General features: G+C 71.5%; 23 protein-coding genes and 1 pseudogene. 17 read left to right on the top strand and 7 right to left on the bottom strand.

Translation table 11 applies throughout. From position 1 onward, the window contains the following. Positions 1-13: 13 nt before the first annotated feature. The 5 genes from CLV43_RS16480 (at position 14) to CLV43_RS16460 (ending at position 5,410) form a co-directional block, all read left to right on the top strand. Complete coding sequence (locus CLV43_RS16480; RefSeq protein WP_106188028.1) at positions 14-385, top strand: YraN family protein; 372 nt, start codon at positions 14-16, stop codon at positions 383-385. Then, complete coding sequence (locus CLV43_RS16475) at positions 385-1,908, top strand: YifB family Mg chelatase-like AAA ATPase (protein WP_106188027.1); 1,524 nt, start codon at positions 385-387, stop codon at positions 1,906-1,908. Before CLV43_RS16480 ends, CLV43_RS16475 begins: the two co-directional genes overlap by 1 nt. Positions 1,909-2,241: 333 nt before the next feature. Beyond that, a complete protein-coding gene (dprA, locus tag CLV43_RS16470) occupies positions 2,242-3,396 on the top strand; it encodes a DNA-processing protein DprA (RefSeq protein WP_106188282.1) in 1,155 nt (384 codons plus the stop codon). A 33-nt stretch (positions 3,397-3,429) separates the two neighbouring features. Next, the gene (locus CLV43_RS16465) at positions 3,430-4,407 is read left to right on the top strand and encodes a tyrosine-type recombinase/integrase (RefSeq protein WP_106188026.1); all 978 of its coding nucleotides are present in this window, start codon (positions 3,430-3,432) and stop codon (positions 4,405-4,407) included. Positions 4,408-4,567: 160 nt separating this feature from the next. Next, the gene (locus CLV43_RS16460) at positions 4,568-5,410 is read left to right on the top strand and encodes a FliA/WhiG family RNA polymerase sigma factor (RefSeq protein ID WP_245886517.1); all 843 of its coding nucleotides are present in this window, start codon (positions 4,568-4,570) and stop codon (positions 5,408-5,410) included. 368 nt (positions 5,411-5,778) lie between these two features. Here CLV43_RS16460 and CLV43_RS50460 read toward each other — a convergent pair. Next, positions 5,779-6,240: pseudogene (locus tag CLV43_RS50460) on the bottom strand (peptidoglycan DD-metalloendopeptidase family protein); the annotation flags it as partial. Between the two features lie 1,061 nt (positions 6,241-7,301). On the opposite strand from CLV43_RS50460, the gene rpsB reads away from it, so the two are divergent. The 5 genes from rpsB (at position 7,302) to CLV43_RS16430 (ending at position 11,399) form a co-directional block, all read left to right on the top strand. Next, a complete protein-coding gene (gene rpsB, locus CLV43_RS16450; RefSeq protein WP_106188024.1) occupies positions 7,302-8,165 on the top strand; it encodes a 30S ribosomal protein S2 in 864 nt (287 codons plus the stop codon). A gap of 84 nt (positions 8,166-8,249) precedes the next feature. Then, positions 8,250-9,065 carry a translation elongation factor Ts gene (gene tsf, locus CLV43_RS16445; protein WP_106188023.1) on the top strand — a complete coding sequence of 272 codons (816 nt, stop codon included), beginning with the start codon at positions 8,250-8,252 and terminating at the stop codon, positions 9,063-9,065. A gap of 112 nt (positions 9,066-9,177) precedes the next feature. Continuing rightward, positions 9,178-9,888, top strand: coding sequence for a UMP kinase (pyrH, locus tag CLV43_RS16440; protein ID WP_245886601.1), 711 nt, complete (start codon positions 9,178-9,180; stop codon positions 9,886-9,888). Between the two features lie 49 nt (positions 9,889-9,937). Beyond that, a complete protein-coding gene (frr, locus tag CLV43_RS16435; protein WP_106188022.1) occupies positions 9,938-10,495 on the top strand; it encodes a ribosome recycling factor in 558 nt (185 codons plus the stop codon). Positions 10,496-10,526: 31 nt separating this feature from the next. Next, entirely contained in the window at positions 10,527-11,399 is an 873-nt protein-coding gene (locus CLV43_RS16430; RefSeq protein ID WP_211304384.1) for a phosphatidate cytidylyltransferase, read from the top strand. 6 nt (positions 11,400-11,405) lie between these two features. Here the strand turns inward: CLV43_RS16430 and CLV43_RS16425 are convergent, their stop codons facing one another. Next, on the bottom strand, positions 11,406-12,251 hold the full coding sequence (locus tag CLV43_RS16425) for a VOC family protein (protein WP_106188020.1): 846 nt from the start codon (positions 12,249-12,251) through the stop codon (positions 11,406-11,408). 106 nt (positions 12,252-12,357) lie between these two features. On the opposite strand from CLV43_RS16425, the gene CLV43_RS16420 reads away from it, so the two are divergent. Genes CLV43_RS16420 through CLV43_RS16410 form a run of 3 tightly spaced genes read left to right on the top strand, consistent with a single transcriptional unit; the run spans position 12,358 to position 14,607 of the window. Further along, the gene (locus CLV43_RS16420) at positions 12,358-13,092 is read left to right on the top strand and encodes a class I SAM-dependent methyltransferase (protein ID WP_106188019.1); all 735 of its coding nucleotides are present in this window, start codon (positions 12,358-12,360) and stop codon (positions 13,090-13,092) included. 59 nt (positions 13,093-13,151) lie between these two features. Next, positions 13,152-13,607, top strand: a complete 456-nt coding sequence (locus CLV43_RS16415) for an META domain-containing protein (protein ID WP_146174781.1) — start codon at positions 13,152-13,154, stop codon at positions 13,605-13,607. Positions 13,608-13,623: 16 nt separating this feature from the next. Next, complete coding sequence (locus tag CLV43_RS16410) at positions 13,624-14,607, top strand: aldo/keto reductase (RefSeq protein WP_106188017.1); 984 nt, start codon at positions 13,624-13,626, stop codon at positions 14,605-14,607. Here the strand turns inward: CLV43_RS16410 and CLV43_RS16405 are convergent, their stop codons facing one another. Further along, complete coding sequence (locus CLV43_RS16405; RefSeq protein ID WP_106188016.1) at positions 14,608-15,300, bottom strand: PadR family transcriptional regulator; 693 nt, start codon at positions 15,298-15,300, stop codon at positions 14,608-14,610. It abuts the gene before it with no gap. 130 nt (positions 15,301-15,430) lie between these two features. Between CLV43_RS16405 and rlmN the strand changes: the two genes are divergently transcribed. Continuing rightward, the gene (gene rlmN, locus CLV43_RS16400) at positions 15,431-16,537 is read left to right on the top strand and encodes a dual-specificity RNA methyltransferase RlmN (protein WP_106188015.1); all 1,107 of its coding nucleotides are present in this window, start codon (positions 15,431-15,433) and stop codon (positions 16,535-16,537) included. 522 nt (positions 16,538-17,059) lie between these two features. Then, a complete protein-coding gene (locus CLV43_RS16395; protein ID WP_342749783.1) occupies positions 17,060-18,586 on the top strand; it encodes a serine/threonine-protein kinase in 1,527 nt (508 codons plus the stop codon). Between the two features lie 165 nt (positions 18,587-18,751). Here the strand turns inward: CLV43_RS16395 and CLV43_RS16390 are convergent, their stop codons facing one another. Together CLV43_RS16390 and CLV43_RS16385 are read right to left on the bottom strand one after the other, a co-directional pair. Beyond that, positions 18,752-19,009 (bottom strand): DUF2631 domain-containing protein, encoded by a 258-nt coding sequence (locus tag CLV43_RS16390; protein WP_106188013.1) that lies wholly within the window; start codon positions 19,007-19,009, stop codon positions 18,752-18,754. A gap of 88 nt (positions 19,010-19,097) precedes the next feature. Then, the gene (locus CLV43_RS16385) at positions 19,098-20,033 is read right to left on the bottom strand and encodes a GbsR/MarR family transcriptional regulator (RefSeq protein WP_342749782.1); all 936 of its coding nucleotides are present in this window, start codon (positions 20,031-20,033) and stop codon (positions 19,098-19,100) included. A gap of 160 nt (positions 20,034-20,193) precedes the next feature. Here CLV43_RS16385 and CLV43_RS16380 point away from each other — a divergent pair, with 160 nt between their 5' ends. Together CLV43_RS16380 and CLV43_RS16375 are read left to right on the top strand one after the other, a co-directional pair. After that, the gene (locus tag CLV43_RS16380) at positions 20,194-21,081 is read left to right on the top strand and encodes an ABC transporter ATP-binding protein (protein WP_106188012.1); all 888 of its coding nucleotides are present in this window, start codon (positions 20,194-20,196) and stop codon (positions 21,079-21,081) included. Next, positions 21,078-21,923, top strand: a complete 846-nt coding sequence (locus CLV43_RS16375; protein WP_245886512.1) for an ABC transporter permease — start codon at positions 21,078-21,080, stop codon at positions 21,921-21,923. Before CLV43_RS16380 ends, CLV43_RS16375 begins: the two co-directional genes overlap by 4 nt. A 4-nt stretch (positions 21,924-21,927) precedes the next feature. Here the strand turns inward: CLV43_RS16375 and CLV43_RS16370 are convergent, their stop codons facing one another. Both CLV43_RS16370 and CLV43_RS16365 read right to left on the bottom strand, forming a co-directional pair. After that, the gene (locus tag CLV43_RS16370) at positions 21,928-22,347 is read right to left on the bottom strand and encodes a PPOX class F420-dependent oxidoreductase (RefSeq protein ID WP_106188011.1); all 420 of its coding nucleotides are present in this window, start codon (positions 22,345-22,347) and stop codon (positions 21,928-21,930) included. A 16-nt stretch (positions 22,348-22,363) separates the two neighbouring features. Then, complete coding sequence (locus CLV43_RS16365; RefSeq protein ID WP_245886509.1) at positions 22,364-23,335, bottom strand: zinc-binding dehydrogenase; 972 nt, start codon at positions 23,333-23,335, stop codon at positions 22,364-22,366. Positions 23,336-23,499: the final 164 nt, after the last annotated feature.

The following is a 23,499-nucleotide window of genomic DNA, read 5'->3' as shown; positions in this document are numbered from 1 at the left end:
CCGAGGGGGAGCGATGACGGTGGAAGTGGCCCGGCGGACCAAGCGCGACCTGGGCGAACAGGGGGAGGACCTGGCGTGCGAGTACCTGGAGCGCCAGGGGTTGGTGGTGCTGAGCCGCAACTGGAGCTGCCGCGAGGGCGAGCTGGACATCGTCGCCACGGACGGCAAGTTGTTGGTGGTGTGCGAGGTGAAGAGCCGGTCCGGTGTCGCCTGCGGGAGTCCGCTGGAGGCCGTGACACCGGAGAAGCTGCACCGGATGCGCAAGGTGACCCAGCGGTGGCTGATGGCCTACCGGGTCGGCTGGGTGGACGTCAGGTACGACGCCGTGTCCGTGTTGTGGCCACCGGAGGGTGAAGTTCGGCTGCATCACCTGAAGGGGTTGTAGTGGGCCTCGCACGGGCCTGGTCCGTGGCGCTGTTCGGGGTCGACGGCGTGGTCGTGGAGATCGAGGCCGACGTCGGCGCGGGCGCGGTCGCGACCCAGCTGCTCGGGCTGCCGGACGCGGCCCTGCACGAGTCCAAGGACCGCGTGCGCGCCGCCATCCGCAACAGCGGCCACGACTGGCCGACCCAGCGCGTCACCCTCGGTCTCTCGCCCGCTGCCCTGCCGAAGGGCGGAGCCGGGTACGACCTGGCCTTGGCGTCGGTGGTGCTGGCCGCCGCGCAGTCCGTTCCGGCCGAGCGCCTCGCGACCACGGTGCTGCTGGGCGAGCTGGCGTTGGACGGGAGGCTGCGCGGCGTGCGGGGCGTCCTGCCGTCGCTGCTCGCCGCCAGGCGGGCGGGGCTGCGCGAGGCCGTCGTGCCGGTGGAGTCGCTGTCCGAGGCGTCGCTGGTGGACGGGCTGACCGTCCGCGGGGCCTCCTCCCTGACCGAGGTGGTCGCCTGGCTGACCGGCGACGACGCCGCGTTGCGCCCGGCCCCGCCGCCGGAGGCACCGCGACCGGTGCCGACGGCGGACCTGGCGGACGTCCTGGGGCAGCCCGAGGCGCGGTGGGCGCTGGAGGTGGCCGCCGCGGGTGCGCACCACCTGCTGCTCAGCGGTCCACCGGGCACCGGCAAGACCATGCTGGCCCAACGGCTGAGCGGCCTGCTGCCGCCGTTGACCAGCCAGGAGGCGCTGGAGGTCACGGCGATCCACTCGGTGGCGGGGCTGCTGTCCGCCGAGGCGCCGCTGGTCGGTGCTCCGCCGTTCATCGCCCTGCACCACTCCGCCTCGGTGGCGGCGCTGGTCGGCGGCGGCACCGGGCTGGCGAAACCGGGGTCGGCCAGCAAGGCCCACCGGGGCGTGCTCTTCCTCGATGAGGCCTGCGAGTTCAGCCGGGTGGGGCTGGACGCCCTGCGCACCGCGTTGGAGGAGGGCGAGGTCCGGCTGGCCAGGCAGGCGGGCACGGTCCGCTACCCGGCGAGGTTCCAGCTGGTCCTGGCCACCAACACCTGTCCCTGCGCACCACCGAAGGAGATCGACTGCACCTGCACGCCCAAGGACCGCCGCAGGTACCTGGCCAAGCTCTCCGGTCCGCTGCTGGACCGGGTCGACCTGCGGGTGAAGATGCGTCCCCTCACGGCCATGACCGGCGCCGAGGTGTCCGCGCCCGAACCGACGGCGGTCGTCCGCGAACGCGTGCTCAAGGCCCGCACCCGTGCCGCCGAGCGCTGGTCGTCGCACGGCCAGCCGTGGCGCACCAACGCGGAGGTCCCCGGCCCGTCGCTGCGCCAGGAGTTCGCCCTGCCGCGCCAGACCACGGCCCTGCTGGACCGCGCCCTCACCACGGGCACCCTGACGGGCCGCGGCGCGGACCGCTGCATCAGGGTCGCGTGGACGCTCGCGGACCTGGCGGAGTCCGACCGCCCGGACGCCTCGCACGTGGCGGCGGCGCTCGAGTTCCGGGAGCGCCGCGCCTCCTGGTAGCCCCTTCCGTCGCCCTCTAACCACTCTGCAAGTCGTGCTCGTCCCTGTGCTGCACCGATCGGTTCGTGCGAGGGCTCGGTTCCGCTCGCGCACTCGCTTCCACCTCTGGTTCTTCTGGATGGCTGCCGGTGGTCTTCCGGCCATTCCGGTGGCTGCGTTGTTCGGGCGGACTTGGCGAGGTAGCTGCAAGACCGGTTAACCGACCTTGGCTCGGAGGTTGGGCCGCACCGCGTTCCGCTGTTCCCGACGAAGGAGACCCCATGTCCCCGTTCCTGGCCCCGCCGCGCGCGGAAACCCCGCCGCACCAACGGAAATCCCTCGATGGAGGTCGTCATGAGCATTGACAAGGTGCGGTTGACGCGCGCGTACCTCTCCCGCGTCGCGGAACCGCCCGCGCCCGCGCTCGCCGCGTTCGTCGACGAGGTCGGGCCGGTCAAGGCGGCGGAGCTGGTGCGGGCGGGCAGGGTGCCCGAGGCGGTGGAGGGGCAGACGTCCGCTCGACGGGGCGAGGACCGGGCCGAGCAGGACCTGCGGCGGATGGCGGAGCTGGGCGGGAGGCTGGTGGTCCCGGAGGACGACGAGTGGCCGGAGTGGCCGTTCAACGCCCTGACCCTGGCCGCCGCGAACGGGCTGAAGTGCGGTCTGGCACCGCTCGCGCTGTGGGTGCGGGGCAAGGCGAACGTGGCCGAGCTCGCCGAGCGGGCGGTGGCCGTCGTGGGGTCGCGGGACGCCAGCGGGTACGGCCAGCACATCGCGACGGAGTTCGGGTACGGCCTCGCGGAGAAGGGGATCGTGGTCGTGTCCGGTGCCGCGTACGGCATCGACGGCTGCGCCCACCGCGGTGCGCTCGCGGCGGAGGGGTCGACCATCGCGGTGCTCGCGTGCGGGGTGGACGTGCCGTACCCGGCGGGGCACGCGAACCTCATCGCGCGCATCCCGGAGCGGGGCCTGGTGGTCAGCGAGTACCCGCCCGCGCACACGCCCGCCCGGCACCGGTTCCTGACCCGCAACCGGCTGATCGCGGCGCTGGGCGACGGCACGGTCGTCGTCGAGGCCGGGCGGCGCAGCGGGGCGAAGAACACGGCGGCGTCGACCACCGCGCTGGGCCGGGTGCTGATGGCGGTGCCGGGGCCGGTGACCTCGGCGAGCTCGACCGGCTGCCACGAGCTGCTGCGGTCCGGCCAGGCCATCGCGGTCAGCACCGTGGCCGAGGTGGTCGAGTCGACCGGGCGGATCGGTGCCGACCTGGTCGAGTCCACCCGGCAGTCGTCCACCGCCATCGGTCCGCCGAACGGCGACGCGGTCCGCGTGCACGAGGCGCTCGGGTTGACGACCGGGCACAGCGCGGAGGTGATCGCGGTCGAGTCGGGAGTCGCTTTGTCGACAGTCCGGGCGCTGCTGCCCGAGTTCGAGATGGCCGGGCTCGCCGAACGGGTCGACACGGGTTGGAAACGCTCTCATGTCACCGCTGGGTGTGGCGATGCTTGACCAAGGGCCACGGAGGGCGCAGCGTCATCCCCTATGTCCTTGCAGCCGCCAGCACGGACTCGTCGTGCCGACCGGGTCCGGTCGCGTGCCGAGCCGTGCGCGGGCGTCCGGGCGGTGCCGGGTGGGATCGGGCGGTACCGGGTCCGGGGAAGCGGCTCGTCGCCGCACACGGTGCGTGCGTGTCCGGGCAATCTTGTCGGCCTTTCGGTGCACGTCGCCGAAGGGGATTCCGGGCAGCCGACCGCCAGGTCGGTCGCCTCCGCGGCTCCGCGATCCCGCTCAGCGGCCTGGTTAGATTCGCGGGCGAGTCGCGGGTCGACTGCCCGCGAAGCCGCCGCAGCCAGGCCGTTCACCGTCGGGATGGCCCGTGCGGGGCGTCCCGCTGGTGTGGCGGGGCCTTGGCCGGCTGTTCCGCGAGCGCACCGGAAGACGCCTTCGGGGCCGTGTCCGGGGCGGGTCGGAGGGGCCTTGTCGGCTGTCGGTTCCGCAGCGGAGAATGGCCAGCCGGTTGCGCTGCGTGACCAACCCGTGGTGGAGTTGCCCTGCGCAACGGGCGTCCGGGTCGCCGGGTTGCGTGGTCTCGACCTCGGCGACGTGGACTACTCCCAAAGGGTGATTCGGGTTCTTGGCAAGGGCAGTCGCGAACGCACCGCCCCGTTCGGCGTTCCGGCCGAACGTGCGGTACGACGTTGGGCGGAACAAAGCCGATCGGCGCTGTTCAGCGCGGGTGCGCCAATGTCGTTGCCCGAGGGGGTCCGAGGTCGGATTCCCGATTCCCGTACCGCTGGACGGGTTGTTCACGATGTAGTGGGTGCGGTACCCGGTACGGCCCCTTCGGGGTCGCGCGGACCCAGTCGCCCAGCGGCGGCGCACGCCTTGGAAGGGGGAGCGGACCTGCGCACAGTCCAAGATCTCCTTGGTCACGCTACGCTCGCAACAACTCAGCTCTACACACATGTAACAGTCGAACGGCTGAAGGCGATCCATGACCGAACCCACCCCCGTTCCTGACGTCGCCGGGGGAGGTTCGCGGACCGCAACCGTGAACTCCCCTTCCGCGGCGCACGTCGGAACCTCGTCGGAGGCGCACTCCCCGGCAGGGACGAACGGTCACCGCGTCGACGGTGAGCCCCTCCATAACGGGAGTGCCGCCCCGAACGGCCATGCCGTCATGCTCGCGACGGCCGTGCGCAACGGTTCCACGCGCCCGGCGCACCCGGCGTCCGACTCCCGCACCGCGGACGACGTCGAGGCCGGGATCATCGCCCTGTGGCAGAAGTACGGGAAGTCGCACGAGCAGGTCGTGCGCGACCGGCTGGTGCTGCACTACGCGCCGCTGGTCAAGTACGTCGCGGGCCGCGTCGGCACCGGTCTGCCCGCGCACGTCGACGTCGGCGACCTGATCCAGTCCGGCATCTTCGGGCTGGTCGACGCCATCGAGAAGTTCGAGTTCGAGCGCGGGCTCAAGTTCGAGACCTACGCCATGCAGCGCATCCGCGGCGCGATCCTGGACGACCTCCGCTCCCAGGACTGGGTGCCGCGCTCGGTCCGCTCCCGCGCGCGGGACGTCGAACGCGCCCTCGAACGCCTCGGCGCGAAGCTCCAGCGCACACCGACCGACCGCGAGCTCGCCGCCGAGCTCAAGATCGGTCTCGCCGAGCTGCGCGAGCTCTACGCCCAGCTGCAGCTCACCAGCGTCGTGGCGCTGGACGAGCTCATCGCCGCGGGCCGCGGGGGAACCGGCGCGGGCGCCTCGCTCGCCGAGTCGCTGCCGGACAACCACGCGGAGGACCCGGTCGCCGCCCTCGTCGACCTCGACAGCCGCCGCCAGCTCGCCGACGCCATCGCCCAGCTCGCCGAACGCGACCGGGTCGTCGTCACCCTCTACTACTTCGAGAACCTCACCCTCGCCGAGATCGGCAAGGTCCTCGGCGTCACCGAGTCCCGCGTCTGCCAGCTCCACACCCGAGCCGTGCTCCGCCTCCGCACCAAGCTCAACGAGCAGACCGACTGACCACCTGCCAGGACCCCCGCGGCCGGAACCCCGAATTCCGGCCGCGGCGACACCTGCGCCCAGCACCGCCCTCCACGGTCCGACCGCCGACCGGTTGACGGGTTGTCCTGACCCGTACCACCGTCCGGTGGATCGCGAATCGCGGGCGGGGTCCCAGCGCATTCGAGGCGATTATCTCCGGGCAGGAATTCCCGAACTCCCAATCCACTGTGAACGATCGCCACGGACAATTCCCGCGCATTTCCCGAACGGCCGACAACGAACTCGGCCCGACGACTTCGCGCCCCGCCGTACTCCGCGTTGTCCGTCGGCGTCACCGGCAGCAAACGCACCCGCCCGCCCGTGACCAACCGCAGCGGGTTGACGTAGTCGACACCCCTCCGCGCACCCCAGTGCAGGCACGCCGGCCGAGGACAGCCCTCATGACCCGCCACCAACGTGCCGATCCGCTCACCCCGCCGCACCGCCGAACCCGCCCTCACTACCGGCTCGACCGGCTCGTACGTGGTCCGCAACCCACCCCCATGACCCACCGACACCACCGACCGCCCACCCACCGCGCCCGCGAACACCACAGTCCCATCCCCCGCCGCGAACACCGCCTCACCCACCACCCCACCCAAATCCACCCCCCGATGCCCCGGCCCGTACGGACTCGCCGGCGCACTGAAACCCCTCACAACCGGATGCGGCACCCCAAACGGCCACCCAAACCGCCCACCCACCCCATCCACCCCATCCACCCCATCCGCCGCCCCCACGCCAACCACACCCACCAACACACCCACCAGCGCCACCACCCACACCCGCCACCCACCCAGACCCGCCATCCGCCTCAACACCGCCCCTCCACAACGCACACCTGCATGACCTCGCCGAGCCACGCGAAGACACCGATGAAGTGCCACCACGCGCCCGCACCACCCACCCAGCCGCGCACCCGCCCGACGGGTTGATCTCGCCGCGCGAAGAGAAGCCATGCGCCCTGGTGACACCGCTTGCCCGCCACCTGCGCAATCGCACGCCCACCCGGCGGGGTGGTCTCGCCGAGTGAATCCGGTGCCATGCACCCTGGTGACACCTGCTCGCACCACGGGCCCGGTGACGCACTCGTCCGGCGCGGTGGTGTCGCCCAACGAATCACCGCAACCGGCCAAGGCCCGCCACTTGCTCACACCACTTGCTCGGCTGCTCACCGGTTCGTCGAGGTGACCCAGCCGAGCGGAGTGGCGTTGCCTGCTGTGGGGACACCGCCTGTGTGTGCCTCCGACCCAGCTGCGCGCTCGCCCAGCCAAGTAGCGCCCCAGACCGGACCACCACCCGGCCAAGCCCCACCACCCACGCGCGCCACCCGGCTGGCCGCCCGCCAGTCCGGCGAAGCGACATCCCCCGGAGCGGCAGCACCACCCCGCCGACCGACACCCACCCAGGCAAACCCGACAAACCCCACCGCTCACCCCACCTCCGACCCCACCGCGAACCCCTCCAACGCACCCCCTCCCGGAGCACCTGAGCAGGCCGGGGGAGTGGTGGGGTGCGCATGGGTCAACGGTCGGGGCTGAGCTGGGCGGACGCCAGGGGGTGGGGGTGAACTGTGGACAGCCGCGGGGCCTGTGGATAACCCGGAGGCCCGGTTCGGAGATCGTGGGGTTTCGGCGTACACTTGTTCCACGCCCCGTCTGCGTGCGGGACGACTTCGCGTGCCACTGCTGATCCGATCCCTTTCGAGTGTGGTCGAGTCACGGCGTCCGGCGGTCCCAAAGTGCACACATCTCTGGGTCTGGGCGGCGGCAGGGCACTAGGGCGGCGTGCCATCCCGGCTCGTCGCGACAACCGGACAACGCGCACCGGCTGGTCCGGTGCGCCTGATGGAAAAGGTGCGAACCCGGCTATGGCCGTCGTCACCATGAAGCAGCTGCTCGACAGCGGCGTGCACTTCGGACACCAGACTCGTCGGTGGAACCCGAAGATGAAGCGCTACATCTTCACCGAGCGCAACGGCATCTACATCATCGACCTCCAGCAGACGCTGACCTACATCGACCGGGCGTACGAGTTCGTCCGCGAGACGGTCGCGCACGGCGGGTCGATCCTGTTCATCGGCACCAAGAAGCAGGCGCAGGAAGCGATCGCCAGCGAGGCGCTCCGCGTCGGCATGCCGTACGTGAACCAGCGTTGGCTGGGCGGCATGCTCACGAACTTCTCGACGGTGCACAAGCGCCTCCAGCGGCTCAAGGAGCTGGAGTCGATGGAGCAGACCGGCGGTTTCCAGGGTTTCACCAAGAAGGAAATCCTGATGATGAACCGCGAGAAGGACAAGCTGTCCCGCACCCTGGGCGGCATTCGCGACATGGCCAAGGTGCCCTCCGCGGTGTGGATCGTCGACACCAAGAAGGAGCACATCGCCGTCGGCGAGGCGCGCAAGCTGCACATCCCGATCGTCGCGATCCTGGACACGAACTGCGACCCCGACGAGGTCGACTTCCCGATCCCGGGCAACGACGACGCGATCCGTTCCGCGGCGCTGCTGACCAAGGTCGTCGCCGAGGCGGCCGCCGCGGGTCTGATGGCCCGTTCCGGTGCGCGCAACGGTGCGGCCGACGGCGACGACAAGCCGGAGCCGGGCATCGACGAGCCGCTGGCCGAGTGGGAGCAGGAGCTGCTGACCAGCGCCACCCCCGAGGCCGCCGCCACCGAGGCGGCCCCGGCCGCCGAGACGGCCGAGGCGCCTGCCGAGCAGCCCGTCCAGTCCTGATCCACCGGCACGCCGCGCCCCGCTCCGGCGCGGGCGCGGCGTGTTCTCGGCATCACCCCCGCAGAAGGAACGGAAATCGTCACGATGGCGAACTACACCGCCGCTGATGTGAAGCGCCTCCGCGAGCTCACGGCCGCGGGCATGATGGCTTGCAAGAACGCGCTCGAGGAGACCGACGGCGACTTCGACAAGGCCGTCGAGATCCTGCGCATCAAGGGTGCGAAGGACGTCGGCAAGCGCGCTGGCCGCACCGCCACCAACGGTCTCGTCACCGCCGAGGACGGCGTGATCGTCCAGGTGCTGTGCGAGACCGACTTCGTGGCCAAGACGGAGGGCTTCCAGGAGTTCGCCGCCACGGTGCTCGCGGCCGCCAAGGCGTCCCGCGCCAACGACGTCGCGTCCCTGCTGACCAGCGAGATCGACGGCAAGACCGTCGCAGGAGTGGTCGAGGAGTACTCGGCGAAGCTGTCCGAGAAGCTCGAGGTCGGCAACGTCGCGGTGTTCGACGGCACCGTCGCCACCTACCTGCACCGCCGCTCGGCCGACCTGCCGCCCGCCATCGGCGTGGTCGTCGAGTACACCGGTGACAACGCGAGCGTCGCCGCGGACACCGCGAAGCAGATCGCGGCCATGCGGGCGAAGTACCTCACGCGCGAGGACGTCTCCGACGAGCTGGTCGCCAACGAGCGCCGCATCGCCGAGGAGACCGCCCGCGAAGAGGGCAAGCCCGAGGGCGCGATCGCCAAGATCGCCGAAGGCCGGGTGAACGGCTTCTTCAAGGACGTCGTGCTCCTGGAGCAGTCCTCCGTGGTGGAGTCCAAGAAGACCGTCAAGGCAGTGCTCGACGAGGCCGGCGTCGCGGTTACCCGCTTCGCCCGGTTCGAGGTCGGCCAGGCCTGATTCGCGTGAGGGCGGGGTTGCTGCGACTTGCAACCCCGCCTTCGCCGTGTCCAGACCCCCAGCGCCGCGAGGAGGACCTGTGAGCGAAGACGTCGATGGTTACAAGCGCGTGATGCTCAAGCTGGGCGGGGAGATGTTCGGCGGCGGTGAGGTCGGTGTCGACCCCGACGTCGTCGTGGTCGTCGCCCGCCAGATCGCCGCGGTGGTCCGCACCGGCGCCCAGGTCGCCGTGGTCATCGGAGGCGGCAACTTCTTCCGCGGCGCCGAGCTCCAGCAGCGCGGCATGGACCGCAGCCGCGCCGACTACATGGGCATGCTCGGCACCGTGATGAACTGCCTGGCCCTGCAGGACTTCCTGGAGCGCGAGCACGGCATCGACACCAGGGTGCAGACGTCCATCACGATGGGCCAGGTCGCCGAGTCCTACATCCCGCGCCGCGCGATGCGGCACCTGGAGAAGGGCCGCGTCGTGATCTTCGGCGGCGGCGCGGGCATGCCCTACTTCTCCACCGACACGACGGCCGCCCAGCGCGCGCTGGAGATCGGCTGCGAGATCGTGCTCATGGCGAAGGCCGTGGACGGCATCTACACCGCCGACCCCAAGATCGACCCGGACGCGCTGATGTTCGACAACATCACGCACCGCGAAGTGCTGGAACGCGGGCTCAACGTGGCGGACTCGACCGCGTTCAGCCTGTGCATGGACAACAACATGCCCATCATGGTGTTCAACCTCCTCACCGAGGGGAACATCGCGCGTGCGGTGCGTGGTGAGAAGATCGGAACATTGGTGAGCACCCCCGGTGGTCGCCCGTCCTTCTAGACCCGCTGGGACCAGGTCCGCCTGCCCCGGCTCGCACTAAGGAGTAGCCGTGATCGACGAGACCCTCCTCGACGCCGAGGAGAAGATGGAAAAAGCGGTGGCCGTGGCGAAGGACGACCTCGCGGCCGTCCGCACGGGCCGCGCTTCGCCCGCCATGTTCTCGCGCATCGTCGTCGACTACTACGGTTCGCCGACCCCGCTGAACCAGCTGGCGAGCATCGCGATCCCCGAGGCGCGCATGGCGGTCGTCAAGCCGTACGACGCGAGCCAGCTCAACGCCATCGAGAAGGCGATCCGGGACTCCGACCTGGGCGTGAACCCGAGCAACGACGGCTCGATCATCCGCATCGTCATCCCGCAGCTCTCCGAGGAGCGCCGCAAGGAGATGGTGAAGGTCGCGAAGACCAAGGGCGAGGACGCCAAGATCACCATGCGCAACATCCGCCGCAAGGCGAAGGAGGAGATCGAGCGCCTGGTGAAGGACGGCGAGTCCGGCGAGGACGAGGGCACTCGCGGCGAGAAGGAACTCGAGCTGGTGACGCAGAAGTACGTGCACCAGATCGACGAGCTCGTGAAGCACAAGGAAGCCGAGCTGCTCGAAGTCTGATGGTGACGTGGGAGTCGTGATAGGAGCACAGGTGCCAGGCGGCGGTGAGCAGGACGCGCAGGCGCCGTCCGGTGGTGCGGACGGCGCGAAGAAGCCGTCACGGGCGGGACGCGACCTGAGGTCGGCCATCGCGGTCGGCGTCGGTCTGGGCGTCGTGGTCCTCGTCTCCCTGTTCACCGTGCGGCAGGTGTTCATCGCCGTCGTCGCGGCGGCGGTGGCGGTGTCGATCTTCGAGTTGGCCCGTGCGCTCAGGACGAGCGCGGGCATCCAGGTCGCACTGGTGCCCGTGCTCGTCGGCGGGCAGGCGGTGCTGTGGCTCGCCTGGCCGTACGAGCGCGCGGGGGTGCTCAGCGCGTTCGTGCTGACCATGCTCGCGTGCATGGTGTGGCGCCTCAAGGACGGCGCGGAGGGGTACCTGCGCGACGTCACCGCGTCGATCTTCACGGTCGCCTACGTCGCGGTGTTCGCCTCGTTCGCCGTGATGCTGGTCGTGCCGGAGGACGGCGCGTACCGGGTGATCGCGTTCATCCTGGGCGTCGTGCTGTCGGACACCGGCGGCTACATCGCGGGCGTGCTCTTCGGCAAGCACCCGATGGCTCCCACGATCAGCCCCAAGAAGTCCTGGGAGGGCTTCGCCGGGTCGGTGCTCGCGGGCATGGTCGGCGGCGCGCTCACGGTGAGCCTGCTGCTGGACGGCCAGTGGTGGCAGGGCGTCCTGTTCGGCGCGGCGCTCGTGGTCAGCTCCACGGTCGGCGACCTGATGGAGTCGCTGATCAAGCGCGACCTGGGCATCAAGGACATGGGCACGCTGCTGCCCGGCCACGGCGGCCTGATGGACCGCATGGACTCGCTGCTGCCGTCGGCCGTGGTCGCCTGGCTGCTCCTGCACCTGTTCGTGCCGTAGCGGACCTCAGTCGTCGTAGGGGTCGTCCACCTCGGCGCCGCGATCCTCGTCGGTGAGCGGCACCGCGCGGGACGAGTCGATCACCGAGAACGTCTCCCCGGCGTGGTCCTGGACCTCGGTGACGCGGCCGTAGGGCGTGTCGTAGGGCTCCACGGTGATCCGCCCGCCGAGCTCGAGCACCCGGCTCGCCACCGAGTCGGCCCCGATCTCGGGCGCGGCCGTGAAGTAGACCATCCAGTGCGCGGGCACGTTCGCCGGGAACGACCGGCGCCCCATCCGCTGCCTGCCCAGCACGCTCTGCCCCTCCACGGACCAGACCGTGTAGTCCACGTTGTGCCCGTCGCCGATCTGCATCACGTCGAAGTGGCACAGGTCCCGGAAGAACGCGTCGGCCGCCGCCCCGTCACGGGTGTTCAGCTCGGCCCACGCGAACGCGCCGTGCCCGGTCGTGCCGAACCGCCAGTCCGGCGGCACGTGCCGGAAGCCGATCACGGCACCGGTCGGGTCGAGCACCACGGTGCTCTGCGTGTGGTCGACCTCCGGCGTGGGGTTGCGCAGCACCTGGCCGCCGAGCGCGAAGACCTTCTCCGCCGTGGCGCGCGCGTGCCTGGTGTGCAGGAACAGGGTCCACGCGGTGTACTGCTCGGGCAGCGCGCGGCCCTTGGGCAGGCCCGCGACGGGGACGCCGTCGAGCACGGCGACCGTGTACCCCTGGTCGTCGACGTACTCCCAGCCGAACAGCCCGGTGTAGAAGTCGGTCGCGGCGGTCAGGTCGGTGACGGGCAGTTCCGCCCAGCACGGCGCGCCTGGGTGCAGGGCGGCCAGCGCGGGCGAGTTCGGCGTGATGGACAAGGACGCCTCCTCATACCAATTGTCCAGATCACGCTACGCCGGGGTGGGCTGGAATAGCACCGTCATCCGGCGTGCGACCTCTACAGTTTGGATCGTGAAGGGATTCATGCGCGCGGCTTTGGCGGCTATTCGTCCCGCCGATGTCCTGCCGAGCCCGAACATCTGGCACTGGCCCGAGGTGTACCAGGTCGAGAACCGCGCACAGGACGTGAACGGCGACATCTGGACCGCACTGGGTGCCGAGTGCGGCTGGGCCGGGCTGGACGTCGTCGACGTCGGCTGCGGCGACGGGTTCCACCTGCCGGTGTTCGCGGCGACCGCGCGGTCGGTGGTCGGCGTCGAGCCGCACCCGCCGCTGGTCGTGCGGGCCAGGACCAGGGTCGAGGGCCTGGCCAACGCCTCGGTCGTGGCCGGTCCGGCGCAACGGCTGCCGCTGCCGGACGCGAGCGCGGACCTCGTGCACGCGCGCACGGCGTACTTCTTCGGCCCCGGCTGCGAACCGGGGCTGCGCGAGGCGGACCGCGTGCTGCGGCCGGGTGGCGCGCTGGCGATCGTGGACCTCGACGGCGAGTCGTCCCCGTACGGGCCGTGGCTGTGCGCGGACGAGCCCCGCTACAACCCTTCCGAGGTGCTGGGGTTCTTCGCGGACAACGGTTTCCGGCTGGTGCGGGTCACCGCGAGGTGGGAGTTCGAGCGGCGCGAGGACCTGGAGGCCGTGCTGCGCATCGAGTTCTCCGCCAAGGTGGCGCAGCGGGCCATCGCCGAGACGCCGGGGCTGTCGTTCGACGTCGGCTACCGGCTGCACGTGCGCGACAAGCCGAAGGGGCTCGTCCTTCCTTAGCGGGCAACCGAAGTCCAGACCCGTTCCGTCCAGCCGGCAGGACGAGGTGAGGGGTGCACGTGGAAGAGGGAGAACGGGCGCCGCGGTACCGGTGGTGGGTGCTGGGGATCGGCGGTGCCGTGCTGGCGACCGCGGTGGTGGTCGTGCTGTGGAACCGGGACGGGGCGTCGGTCCCCGGTGTCGAGGGCCGGTGGCGCCCGGAGTCCATCGCCGGCTACACCATCGACCCGGCGCGGACCGCGGCCAACCCGAGGGAGCCGCTGGTCGAGTTCCGCCCGGACGGGACGCTGACCACCAGCGACGGCTGCAACGTCGTCGAGATCCCGTACACGGTCGGCGAGCAGGGGGCGTTCGGCCACGGCGCGCCGGGACCGCAGACGGACATCGGGTGCTGGGCCGTGCCGAACCTGGGCGTGGTCCTCAAGGCAAAGAGGGTCGACGTCGACGGGGACGTGCTGACGTTCCTCGACGGCGCCGGGGTCGAGGTCGGCCGATACGCCAGAGCGGGCGGCTGACCGTAGGATTTCGTTCGTGGAGAAGCGAAGCGCGAGCAGGATCGGACGCCCCGTGGGCGTCGTGGGTTTGGGTTGCTGGCAGCTCGGCGGCGACTGGGGGCAGGTGGAGGAGGGCGACGGCATCGCCCTCCTCCACGCTGCCGCCGACGCGGGCGTGACCTTCTTCGACACCGCCGACGTGTACGGCGACGGCCGCAGCGAGAAGCTGGTCGGGCGGTTCCTGCGGGAACGGGACGACTCGGGCGTCTTCGTCGCGACCAAGATGGGCCGTCGAGTCGAGCAGGTGCCGGAGAACTACACCCGCGAGAACTTCCTCGCGTGGAACGACCGCTCGCGCGCGAACCTGGGCGTGGACACGATCGACCTGGTCCAGCTGCACTGCCCGCCGACCCCCGTGTACTCGACCGACGAGGTGTTCGACAGCCTCGACGAGCTGGTGCAGGCCAAGCGGATCGCGGCCTACGGCGTGAGCGTCGAGACGGTCGAGGAGGCGCTGCTGGCCATCGCGCGGCCGAACGTGGTGAGCGTGCAGATCATCCTGAACGCCTTCCGCCTCAAGCCGCTGGAGCGGGTGCTCCCGGCGGCCGCCGAGGCGGGTGTCGCGATCATCGCGCGGGTGCCGCTGGCCTCGGGCCTGCTGTCCGGGCGGTACACCGCCGCGACGACGTTCGGCGACGACGACCACCGCACGTACAACCGCAACGGCGAGGCGTTCGACCAGGGCGAGACGTTCTCCGGCGTGCCGTTCGAGGTGGGCCTGGAGGCCGTCGAACGGCTGCGCCCGCTGGTACCCGCGGGCGCGACGCTCGCCCAGTTCGCGCTGCGCTGGATCGTCGACCAGCCGGGCGTCACCGTCGTGATCCCCGGTGCGCGCAACGCCGAACAGGTGGGCGGCAACGTCGCGGCGGCCGACCTGGCGCCCCTCACACCAGAGGCGCTGTCCGAGGTCGCGGCCGTCTACGACGAGCTGGTGCGGCCGCACGTGCACGACCGCTGGTGATCACTCCGAGTCGTCGGTGTCCTCTTCGACGTCGAGCTCGCCCAGGATCGCGTAGATCTTGCGGCGGGCCTCGTTGAGGACCTCGACGGCCCGGCCCTTCTGCTCCCTGGTGCCCGCGTGCGCCATCTGCTGCATCGCGGACCCGAGGTGCCGCGACGCCGTGCGGAGCTTGGCCGCGACGCTGTCGATCTCGTCGTTGACCTGCTCCCACGGGGTCGCGCCCTCGTGCTTGGCCGCCTCCGCCGTGCCCGCCTCGGTGAGCGTGAACAGCTTCTTGCCGCCCGCCTCCTCGGTGGCGGAGACCAGGCCCTCGTCGGCCAGCATCTGCAGCGTCGGGTAGACCGAGCCGGGGCTCGGGCGCCACACGCCGTCGGTGCGCTGGCCGATCTCCTGGATCATCTCGTAGCCGTGCATGGGCCTTTCGGCCAGCAGCGCGATGACGGCCGCGCGGACGTTGCCGCGGGGCTGCCGCCCGCCGTGACCGTGGCCCGGTCCGCCGCGCCTGCCGCCGCCCCGTCGGCCGCCCCAGGGTCCGGGGGGCATGGGCGGGAACGGCATCCGGGCGTCCGGCGGGAACGGGGGGACCGGTGGTTCCCCGAAGCCGCCGCCGAAGCCCTGGCGCGGGTCCTCGAAGCCGCCGGAACGGTGGTGCCTGCGGCCGTGGTGCTCGTGGTGGTCGTGGTGGGATCGCATCTCGATCGCTCCTCTGACTGGTATCGGTAGGGACGAGCTAACGATATATCGGAAGCTATCGCGATGCAACGGCGATTGTCGGTCGAGTGGTCAGGAGCACCCTCCGGGCCGTGGGACACTGGTAGGTGCTATGACTGCCCTCCCCCTCGTCTTCGACGCACCCAAGCGCGGGCTTCCGCCGCGCCACCTGGCCGACCTCTCCGCCGAAGGGCGTCGAGAAGCCGTCGCCGCACTGGGCGAGAAGCCCTTCCGGGCCGCCCAGCTGTCGAACCACTACTTCGGCAGGCTCACGGTCGACCCGGCGGCGATGACCGACATCCCGGCCGCCACCCGCGAAGCCCTCGTCGCCGACCTCATGCCGCCGCTGTTCACCGAGGTCCGCTCGGTCGCGTGCGACGACGGCACGACCCGCAAGACCCTGCTGCGCGCCCACGACGGCACGCTCGTCGAGAGCGTCCTCATGCGCTACCCCGACCGCGCCACGCTGTGCATCTCCAGCCAGGCGGGCTGCGGCATGGCGTGCCCGTTCTGCGCCACCGGCCAGGGCGGGCTCCAGCGCAACCTGTCGACCGCGGAGATCGTCGACCAGGTGCGCCGTGGCGCGGCCGCGATGCGCGACGGCGAGCTGCCCGGTGGACCGGGGCGGCTGTCGAACATCGTGTTCATGGGCATGGGCGAGCCGCTGGCCAACTACAAGCGGGTGATCGACGCGGTGCACCGCATCTGCGACCCCGCGCCCGACGGGCTGGGGATCTCCCAGCGCTCGGTCACGGTGTCCACGGTTGGCCTGGTACCCGCGATCCGCCGCATGACCGAAGAAGGACTGCACGTCCGCCTCGCGGTCTCCCTGCACACCCCGGACGACGAACTGCGCGACACCCTGGTGCCGGTGAACACCCGGTGGAAGGTGTCCGAGGTGATGGAAGCGGCCCGCGGGTACGCCGACCGGACCGGGCGGCGGGTGTCGATCGAGTACGCGCTGATCCGCGACATCAACGACCAGGGTTGGCGCGCGGACATGCTCGGCAAGCTCCTGCGCAAGCACCTCGGCCCCCTGGTGCACGTGAACCTGATCCCGCTGAACCCGACGCCGGGATCGAAGTGGGACGCGTCACCGAAGCCGGTGGAGCGGGAGTTCGTGCGGAGGGTGATCGCGCAAGGGGTCACCTGCACTGTGCGGGACACGCGGGGTCAGGAGATCGCGGCTGCTTGTGGGCAGTTGGCGGCGGAGGGCTGATTTCGGGGTTGTTGCCTGGTGCTGGGGGGTCGTGTGTCTTGCTCGGTAAGGGTGGCACGGCGGGGCTCGCCTGTTATGGGTGACTGGTGCCTCGACGCCGGGTGTTCGGGCCGCCGTGTTGTGTCGCCCAGTGTCGCTAACCGCGGTCTCCGGGGGTGTACGCTATCCGCGGTCTCCGGGGTGTCGCTGCAGCGGACCTAGGTGCGGTCGGCTTGACTTGGGGCCCCTTTTTTTGGGCTTCGTCGGGCGAAAAAGGGCAGGTGGTAGAGCCTGCCCGCCGCCGCAAGTCTAAGCCCAAAAACCCCAAGTCAAGCCGACCGCACTAGCGGACGAGCATGCTCGCTTCCAGCTGGGTTGGGACGTTGGCTTGTCTGCTGTTGCCAGCGTTGTTGGGCGTTTGTCTTTTGGTTCAGCGTTGTTGGGTGGGTTTGGCGCGTTGCTTCCAGTCCGGTTGAGCCCTTTGGTGCTCCTGGGGTGGTCGTGATGGGCGAGCTTGGTGGGGGCTCGGGATAGCATCCGGGCGTGGGTGACGTGGTGAAAGTGGTGGCGGGGCGGTATTCCGCGTTGCGCCGGCTTGGCCGCGGGGGCATGGGTGTTGTGTGGTTGGCCGAGGATCTGGTGATCGGGCGGCGGGTGGCGTTGAAGGAGTTGCCGACGTCGTCGCCGCTTGAAGCTGAGCGGGTGTTGCGGGAGGCGCGGACCGCAGGGCGGTTGAACAGTCCGAACGTGGTCGGTGTGTACGACGTGGTCGTTGAGGACGGTGCGACCTACCTCGTGATGGAGTTGGTCGAGGCGCCGACGTTGGCCGACGTGATGAAGCGGGAAGGCGCGTTGCCCGCGGAGCGGGTCGTGTCGATCGGGTTGCACGTGCTGAGCGCGTTGGAGACGGCGCACGCGGCGGGGATCGTGCACCGGGATGTGAAGCCCAGCAACATCATGGTGTTGCCGGACGGTGGGGCGAAGCTGGCGGACTTCGGGATCGCGCGGGCGATGGACGATCCGAGGTTGACGGCCACGGGCAGCATGATGGGGACGCCGGGGTACATGGCGCCGGAGCTGTTCAACGGGGCGGTGCCCACGCCGGCCAGTGACCTGTGGGCGTTGGGGGCGACGCTGTTCCACGCCGTCGAAGGGCGGGCGCCGTTCCTGCGGGACACGACGGCGTCGACGATGCACGCGGTGCTGTACGAGCCGCCGGTGCTGGCGGTCGGGTCGGGGCCGTTGGCGGCGGTGGTGATGCGGTTGCTGACCCGTGCCGTCGAAGGGCGGCCGACGGCGGCGCAGGTGCGGGAGCTTCTGCGCAGGCCGGGGGAGCCGGAGACGGTGGTCATGGAACCGGTGACGTCGTACGCGACCCGGCCGGTCGACACTCCGGAGTGGACGGAGGAGGTGTCGGCGAAACCCAAGCGGCGCAAGGCTTTCCTGGTCGCGGGGGCGGTGTTGGTGGCGGCGGCGGTGGCCGCCGGGTTCCTCCTCCAGCCGAAGCTCGGCGGTGAGGCGACGCCGGTGCCGGGCGGCCTGGCCCAGTCGTCCGGCGCGGTGACGACCACGAGCGCCGCGCCGAGCAGTGCGCCGTCGAGCGGGAGTCCGGCGCCGACCACCACGACCGAGACGACCACGCAGTCGGTCCCGCCACCGGTGGTGACGACGACGACCGACGCGCCCAAGCCGCCACCGGAGTCGGTGCAGCTGCTGCGCTACCGCAACGCCGCGGGCTGGCACTACAGCGGGACGGCGAAGGTCGCGCCACCGGCCGGGTTCGCGGCCGAGGGCGGGATGGGGAAGCTGCTCGCGAACCCCGACCCCGGAACGAAACCGCTGTACTCGTGCGCGCTCACCGGCACCGAGGACCGGATGTCGTCGCTGTCGGCGAACTGCGAGGGCAACGCGGTGTACGGGCTGCTCGGGTACGTGCTCGACGCGAAGCCCGCGGACGTGCCCTCGCTGCCGCTGTTCCGCTGCAACGCCGGAGCCCACCACTTCGACTCGGTCACCACCGACTGCGAGGGGCAGCCCGTCGAGTTCCAGTACGGCTGGGTCCTGGGCTAGTCGACCTCTTTGAGCTTCCCGGTGGCGACGTCGAAGACGAAGCCGCGCACGGAGTCCTCGACCGGGAAGTACCGGCTGGCCTGGCTCGTCGAGATCGCCGTGCTCGTCACCGAGGACTGGCCGTTCCGCTGCCTGGCCAGGGGCGACCCGGCCAGGCCGAAAGGGCTAGCGGCGCCAGGAGGTGCGGCTGCGCACCTGGTCGCGCACCAGCATCGCGATCATCGCGACGCCGATCAGGATCAGGAACAGGTTCTCGGTGCGACCGTGGTGGTTCCCGATCAGCAGCCCGAACACCGCCACCGTCGACAGCCAGCCCGCCACCCGGATGGCCTTCGGGAACGACCCGTGCCAGCCCCACTCGGCAGACGGCTCGTCGTGGACGTCCACTGCCGGACGCTTGTCCAGCTCAGAAGACGAAGACACAGCAGCCACGACCTTCCCACCCGATCCGATGAACACCCCATTTTCGCACACGGGCCCGAGGCGGGCCGGGGCGACCGGGGTGCGCGGCTCAGCGGCCCCGCCGGTCCAGCGCCTCGCGCTGGTCGGCGGTGAGCCTGGCGGCGCCGGCCGCGGCGGTGTGGCCGTCCGGCCCGACGCGGCGGACGACGACCGGGTCCGTGAGGTCGGTGTGCAGCTGCGCGTCCCCGAGCGCCCGGACCACCCGGTCCGCCTCCCAGCCGAGCCCGGCGGCCAGCTCCGCCGCCGTCCGCACCCCGCCCACGTGCACCAGCGCCGCCGTCACCGTCAACGCGTCGTTGGCCGCGGCCGTGCTGGGCCCGCCCGCCATGTCGTCGCTGAGCTGCGCGAAGAACCCACGCATCAGCTCCAGCCGGGCACCGGCGGGCGTGCCGGGCCCGAGCACCGCGGCCCCCTGTTCGGCCGCCTCCGCCCACATCGCGTTGGTGCGCGCGCTCGTGAGCCACGTGTGCAGCCACACGTCGTCGTCGATGAAGTACCTCTCCCGCCGCCCCGACGAGTCCCGCCGCACCAGCTCCAGCCCTTCGAGGTACCCGACGGCCTTGGACACCGAGGCCGGGCTGACCTCCAGTCCGGCCACCAGTTCGACGGCGGTCAGCGCGCCGGAGTCCGTCGTGACCAGGCTGGCGAACACCCGCGCGGCCATCCTCGGCAGCCCGGTCCGCACCATCATCCCGGCGAACCGCTCCACGAACCCGCGCACCGCCTCGGGCGTCCCGAGGGCAGGGCCCGGTGCCGGTCGACGGCGCTTGGCCCGGTGCGACGTGGCCGCGCGGGCGTAGTCCGCGCGGTACCCGGTGGGGCCGCCGTTGCGCGCGACCTCCCGGCTGATGGTCGACGTCGGCCGGTCCAGCCGCCGGGCGATCTCGGCGTACCCCAGCCCCTCGGCCAGTCCCGCGGCGACGTGCCCGCGGTCCTCGTCGGTCAGCCTGCCTCCCGGCATCGCGCCCTCCTGTGCGTTCACCATCAGATCATTGCAACGGGTAGTTGCGTTCACCGACAAAGTCATTGCACCGTATCCGACAAAACACGGCTATAAAAGCGAAAACGGCCGTCCGAGGTGTTGTCGGTGCCGGAAACGCAACGTAGCGTTCGTGAGCACTGAAGATCACAACCATGGGGGCGGGATGAGCACCGGGCACACCGTGCTGGACGTCGAGGGCCTGCGCATGCGCTACGGCGACAACGACGTCCTGCGCGACGTCACCTTTCGAGCGCGCCAGGGCGAGGTGCTGGCGCTGCTGGGCCCGAACGGCGCGGGCAAGACCACCACGATCGAGATCCTCGAGGGCTTCCGGAACCGGTCGGCGGGCCGCGTCGACGTCCTCGGGTCGGACCCGGCGCACGCCGACGAGGGCTGGCGCGCGCGGGTGGGCGTCGTGCTGCAGTCGTGGCGGGACCACGGCAAGTGGCGGGTCCGCGAGCTGCTGGCCCACCTCGGTTCCTGCTACGCCTGCTACTCCACCGACCGGGTCGCGCGGCCGTGGGACGCCGACGACCTGGTCGCCGCGGTGGGGCTCACCGAGCACGCGGGCAAGAAGATCCGGACGCTTTCCGGCGGCCAGCGGCGCAGGCTGGACGTGGCGATCGGCATCGTGGGCCGTCCGGAGCTGCTGTTCCTCGACGAGCCGACCGCGGGCTTCGACCCGGAGGCGCGCCGGGAGTTCCACGACCTCGTGCGCGACCTCGCCGCCCGGCACGAGACCACGGTCCTGCTCACCACGCACGACCTCGCCGAGGCGGAGAAGCTCGCCGACCGCATCGTGGTCCTCGACGGCGGCCGGATCATCGCCGACGGCACCGCCGCCGAGCTGGCCCGGCTGATCGCGGGGCAGGACGAGGTGCGCTGGGTCCGCGACGGCCGCGCGTTCGAGGTGTCGACCGCCGACTCCACCGCGTTCGCGTTCGACCTGTTCCGCCGGTACGGCGACACCGTGACCGACCTGGAGGTGCGGCGGTCCTCGCTGGAGGACACCTACCTCGCGCTGGTGCGCAAGGCGGAGGTGTCCCGGTGAGCCCGATGGCGACGGCGCTGCGCGCGGGGTGGGCGCGCGGGCTGGTGGAGCTGCGGCAGTCGTTCACCAACGGCGCGGACCTCTGGGGGCACTTCTTCTGGCCGTCGCTGATGGTCGTCGTCACGTACTTCCTGCGCGACGTGTCCTTCGGCGGCAGCGGGTTCCTGCTCGGCACGCTCGTGCTGCCGAGCATCCTCGGCATGAACGCGTCGATGGCGATGGTGAGCATGAGCCAGCAGCTGACCGCCGACCGCGAGGACGGCACGCTGCTGCGGGCCAAGGCGACGCCGAACGGGATGACGACGCTGCTGCTCGGCAAGGTCGTGTCGGTGTCCGGCGGGCTGGTCGTGGACCTGGCCGTCTTCCTGGTGCCCGCGATGGTCCTCGTGCCCGGTCTCGCCGTCGGGCCCGGTTCCTGGCCGACGCTGGCGTGGGTGCTGGCGCTGGGGCTGCTGGCCACGCTGCCCCTGGGCGCGGTGCTGGGGTCGGTGTTCACCAGCGTCCGCGCCCAGGGGCTGATCACGCTGCCGATCCTGGGCCTGATCGGGATCTCCGGCGTCTTCTACCCGGTCACCGCCATGCCGCAGTGGGTGCAGTGGGTCGCGCAGTCGGCCCCGGTCTACTGGCTGGGCCTGGGGATGCGCTCGGCGCTGCTGCCGGACAGCGCTGCGGCCGTGGAGATCGGCGGGTCGTGGCGGCACGCGGAGACCGTCGCCGTGCTGGGCGTCTGGGCGGTGCTCGGGCTGCTGGTGGCCCCGGTCGTGCTGCGCCGGATGGCCCGCCGCGAGTCGGGGTCGACCGTGGCGGGCCGGCGCGAGAGGGCGCTGGGCCGGGTCGGGTGACCGGTCACCCGACGTCGCGCTTGTTCGGCACCATGTCGTGCGGCGCGACGTCGGGCGCGTCGTCGATCCCGAAGCTGAGGATCCGGCGCGGGTGGATCCGGATGATCGCCCCGTCCATCCCGCCGCCGGTGTCGCCGCCGGTGCCGACCGCCTCACCCGTGCCGCGGACCTCGACGCAGCGCACCCGCCACGGGCTGAGCGAGGCGATGTCGTCGACCACGAACGCCACCTGCCCGTTCTCGGCGAGGTTGCGGTACTTCCGGCTGGCGGCCATGTTGTAGCCGCCGATGTCGATGGTCCCGGTCTCCGCGTTGTACCGGAACCCGACCGGGTTCACCTGGAGCGTCCCGTCGGGTTGGCGGGTCGCCAGCCGCCCGAGGTGCTGGGAGGCGAGGTAGGCGAGCTCGGAGTCGGTGAAGGACATGGTTCTCCAATGGTCGTCAGAGCACGAGCAGGGTCTTGCCGAGCACTTCGCGGGCCTCCATCGCGGCGTGCGCGGAGGAGGCCAGCTCCAGGGGGAACGCCTTGCCGATGACGGGCCGGAGGCGACCGGCGGCGGCCTCGGCCAGTGCACGGGTGGCGCGGCCCGCCGAGTGGGCCCCGAACCCGAGGAGCTGGTCGATCCCGATCACGGTCACCCCGGCCCGGCGGGCCTCGGTGTCGTCGATGGCGGTGGCCGTGCCGCTGGAGGCGCCGTGCACGGAGAACCGGCCGCCGCGCGCCGTCACCCCGAACGCCTCCCGGCCGATCGCGCCGCCGACGCCGTCGAACACCAGGTCGGGCCCGCCGTTCGTGGCCTCCCGGACCCGGTCCGCCCAGCCGGGCTCGGAGTAGTCGACCACGACGTCGGCCCCCACCTCCTCGGCCAGGTCGAGCTTCGCCCGGCCGCGCGCGGCGCCGACGACCCGTGCCCCGGCGGTGCGGGCGAGCTGCACCAGCAGGCTGCCGAGCCCGCCCGCCGCGGCCTCGACCAGCACCCACTCGTCCGGCCGGATCGCGGCGCCCTCGACCAGCCCGAGCGCGGTGGCGCCGTCGTCGAGCAGCGCCGCGGCGACCCGGAGGTCCACGTCGGCAGGCACCGGGACCAGGTCCTCGACGGCCACGACGGCGCGTTCGGCGCTGCCGCCGTCCCCGCTCGCGGTGTGCCCGACGACGCGCCTGCCGACCCACGCCAGGTCGACGCCGTGCCCGACCGCGGTGACCAGCCCGGCCACCGACGCGCCGGGGACGTACGGCGGCTCCGGCAGCGGCGGCCCCGGTGTGACCCCGCGGCGGAGCTGCGTCTGGACGAACGACAGCGCCACCACGGCCACGTCCACCACGACCTGCCCCGGCCCCGCTGCCGGGTCCGGCGCCTCGCCCGCCACCAGCACCTCCGGCCCGCCGAACCCCATCGCCCGCACCACTCGCACAGTCGTTCCTCCCCACGTGGCCGGCAACGCGCACCAGCATGGGACCTCGACTTAGCTGGAGGTCAAGCGCCGAGTCGCCTTGTACCGGGACCGGCGGCTCCGCGGCGGGGAATCCGCTGACCGGTCAACTTTCGTCGTCCGACGAAGCGACCAACGTGAGCCGA

Source organism: Umezawaea tangerina, assembly GCF_003002815.1.
Taxonomy (GTDB): Bacteria; Actinomycetota; Actinomycetes; order Mycobacteriales; family Pseudonocardiaceae; genus Umezawaea; species Umezawaea tangerina.
This window is presented reverse-complemented; position numbering and strand designations above follow the sequence as displayed.

What these genes read in the sequence shown, in the direction of transcription:
- CLV43_RS16405 (WP_106188016.1), bottom strand. Translation starts at nt 15,300, where the DNA reads ATGCGATCCCACCACGACCACCACGAGCACCACGGCCGCAGGCACCAC.
- tsf (WP_106188023.1), top strand. Translation starts at nt 8,250, where the DNA reads ATGGCGAACTACACCGCCGCTGATGTGAAGCGCCTCCGCGAGCTCACG.
- CLV43_RS16370 (WP_106188011.1), bottom strand. Translation starts at nt 22,347, where the DNA reads ATGTCCTTCACCGACTCCGAGCTCGCCTACCTCGCCTCCCAGCACCTC.
- CLV43_RS16465 (WP_106188026.1), top strand. Translation starts at nt 3,430, where the DNA reads ATGTCCTTGCAGCCGCCAGCACGGACTCGTCGTGCCGACCGGGTCCGG.
- pyrH (WP_245886601.1), top strand. Translation starts at nt 9,178, where the DNA reads ATGCTCAAGCTGGGCGGGGAGATGTTCGGCGGCGGTGAGGTCGGTGTC.
- dprA (WP_106188282.1), top strand. Translation starts at nt 2,242, where the DNA reads ATGAGCATTGACAAGGTGCGGTTGACGCGCGCGTACCTCTCCCGCGTC.
- rpsB (WP_106188024.1), top strand. Translation starts at nt 7,302, where the DNA reads ATGGCCGTCGTCACCATGAAGCAGCTGCTCGACAGCGGCGTGCACTTC.
- CLV43_RS16460 (WP_245886517.1), top strand. Translation starts at nt 4,568, where the DNA reads ATGCTCGCGACGGCCGTGCGCAACGGTTCCACGCGCCCGGCGCACCCG.
- CLV43_RS16385 (WP_342749782.1), bottom strand. Translation starts at nt 20,033, where the DNA reads ATGGTGAACGCACAGGAGGGCGCGATGCCGGGAGGCAGGCTGACCGAC.
- CLV43_RS16420 (WP_106188019.1), top strand. Translation starts at nt 12,358, where the DNA reads ATGCGCGCGGCTTTGGCGGCTATTCGTCCCGCCGATGTCCTGCCGAGC.
- rlmN (WP_106188015.1), top strand. Translation starts at nt 15,431, where the DNA reads ATGACTGCCCTCCCCCTCGTCTTCGACGCACCCAAGCGCGGGCTTCCG.
- CLV43_RS16380 (WP_106188012.1), top strand. Translation starts at nt 20,194, where the DNA reads ATGAGCACCGGGCACACCGTGCTGGACGTCGAGGGCCTGCGCATGCGC.
- CLV43_RS16480 (WP_106188028.1), top strand. Translation starts at nt 14, where the DNA reads ATGACGGTGGAAGTGGCCCGGCGGACCAAGCGCGACCTGGGCGAACAG.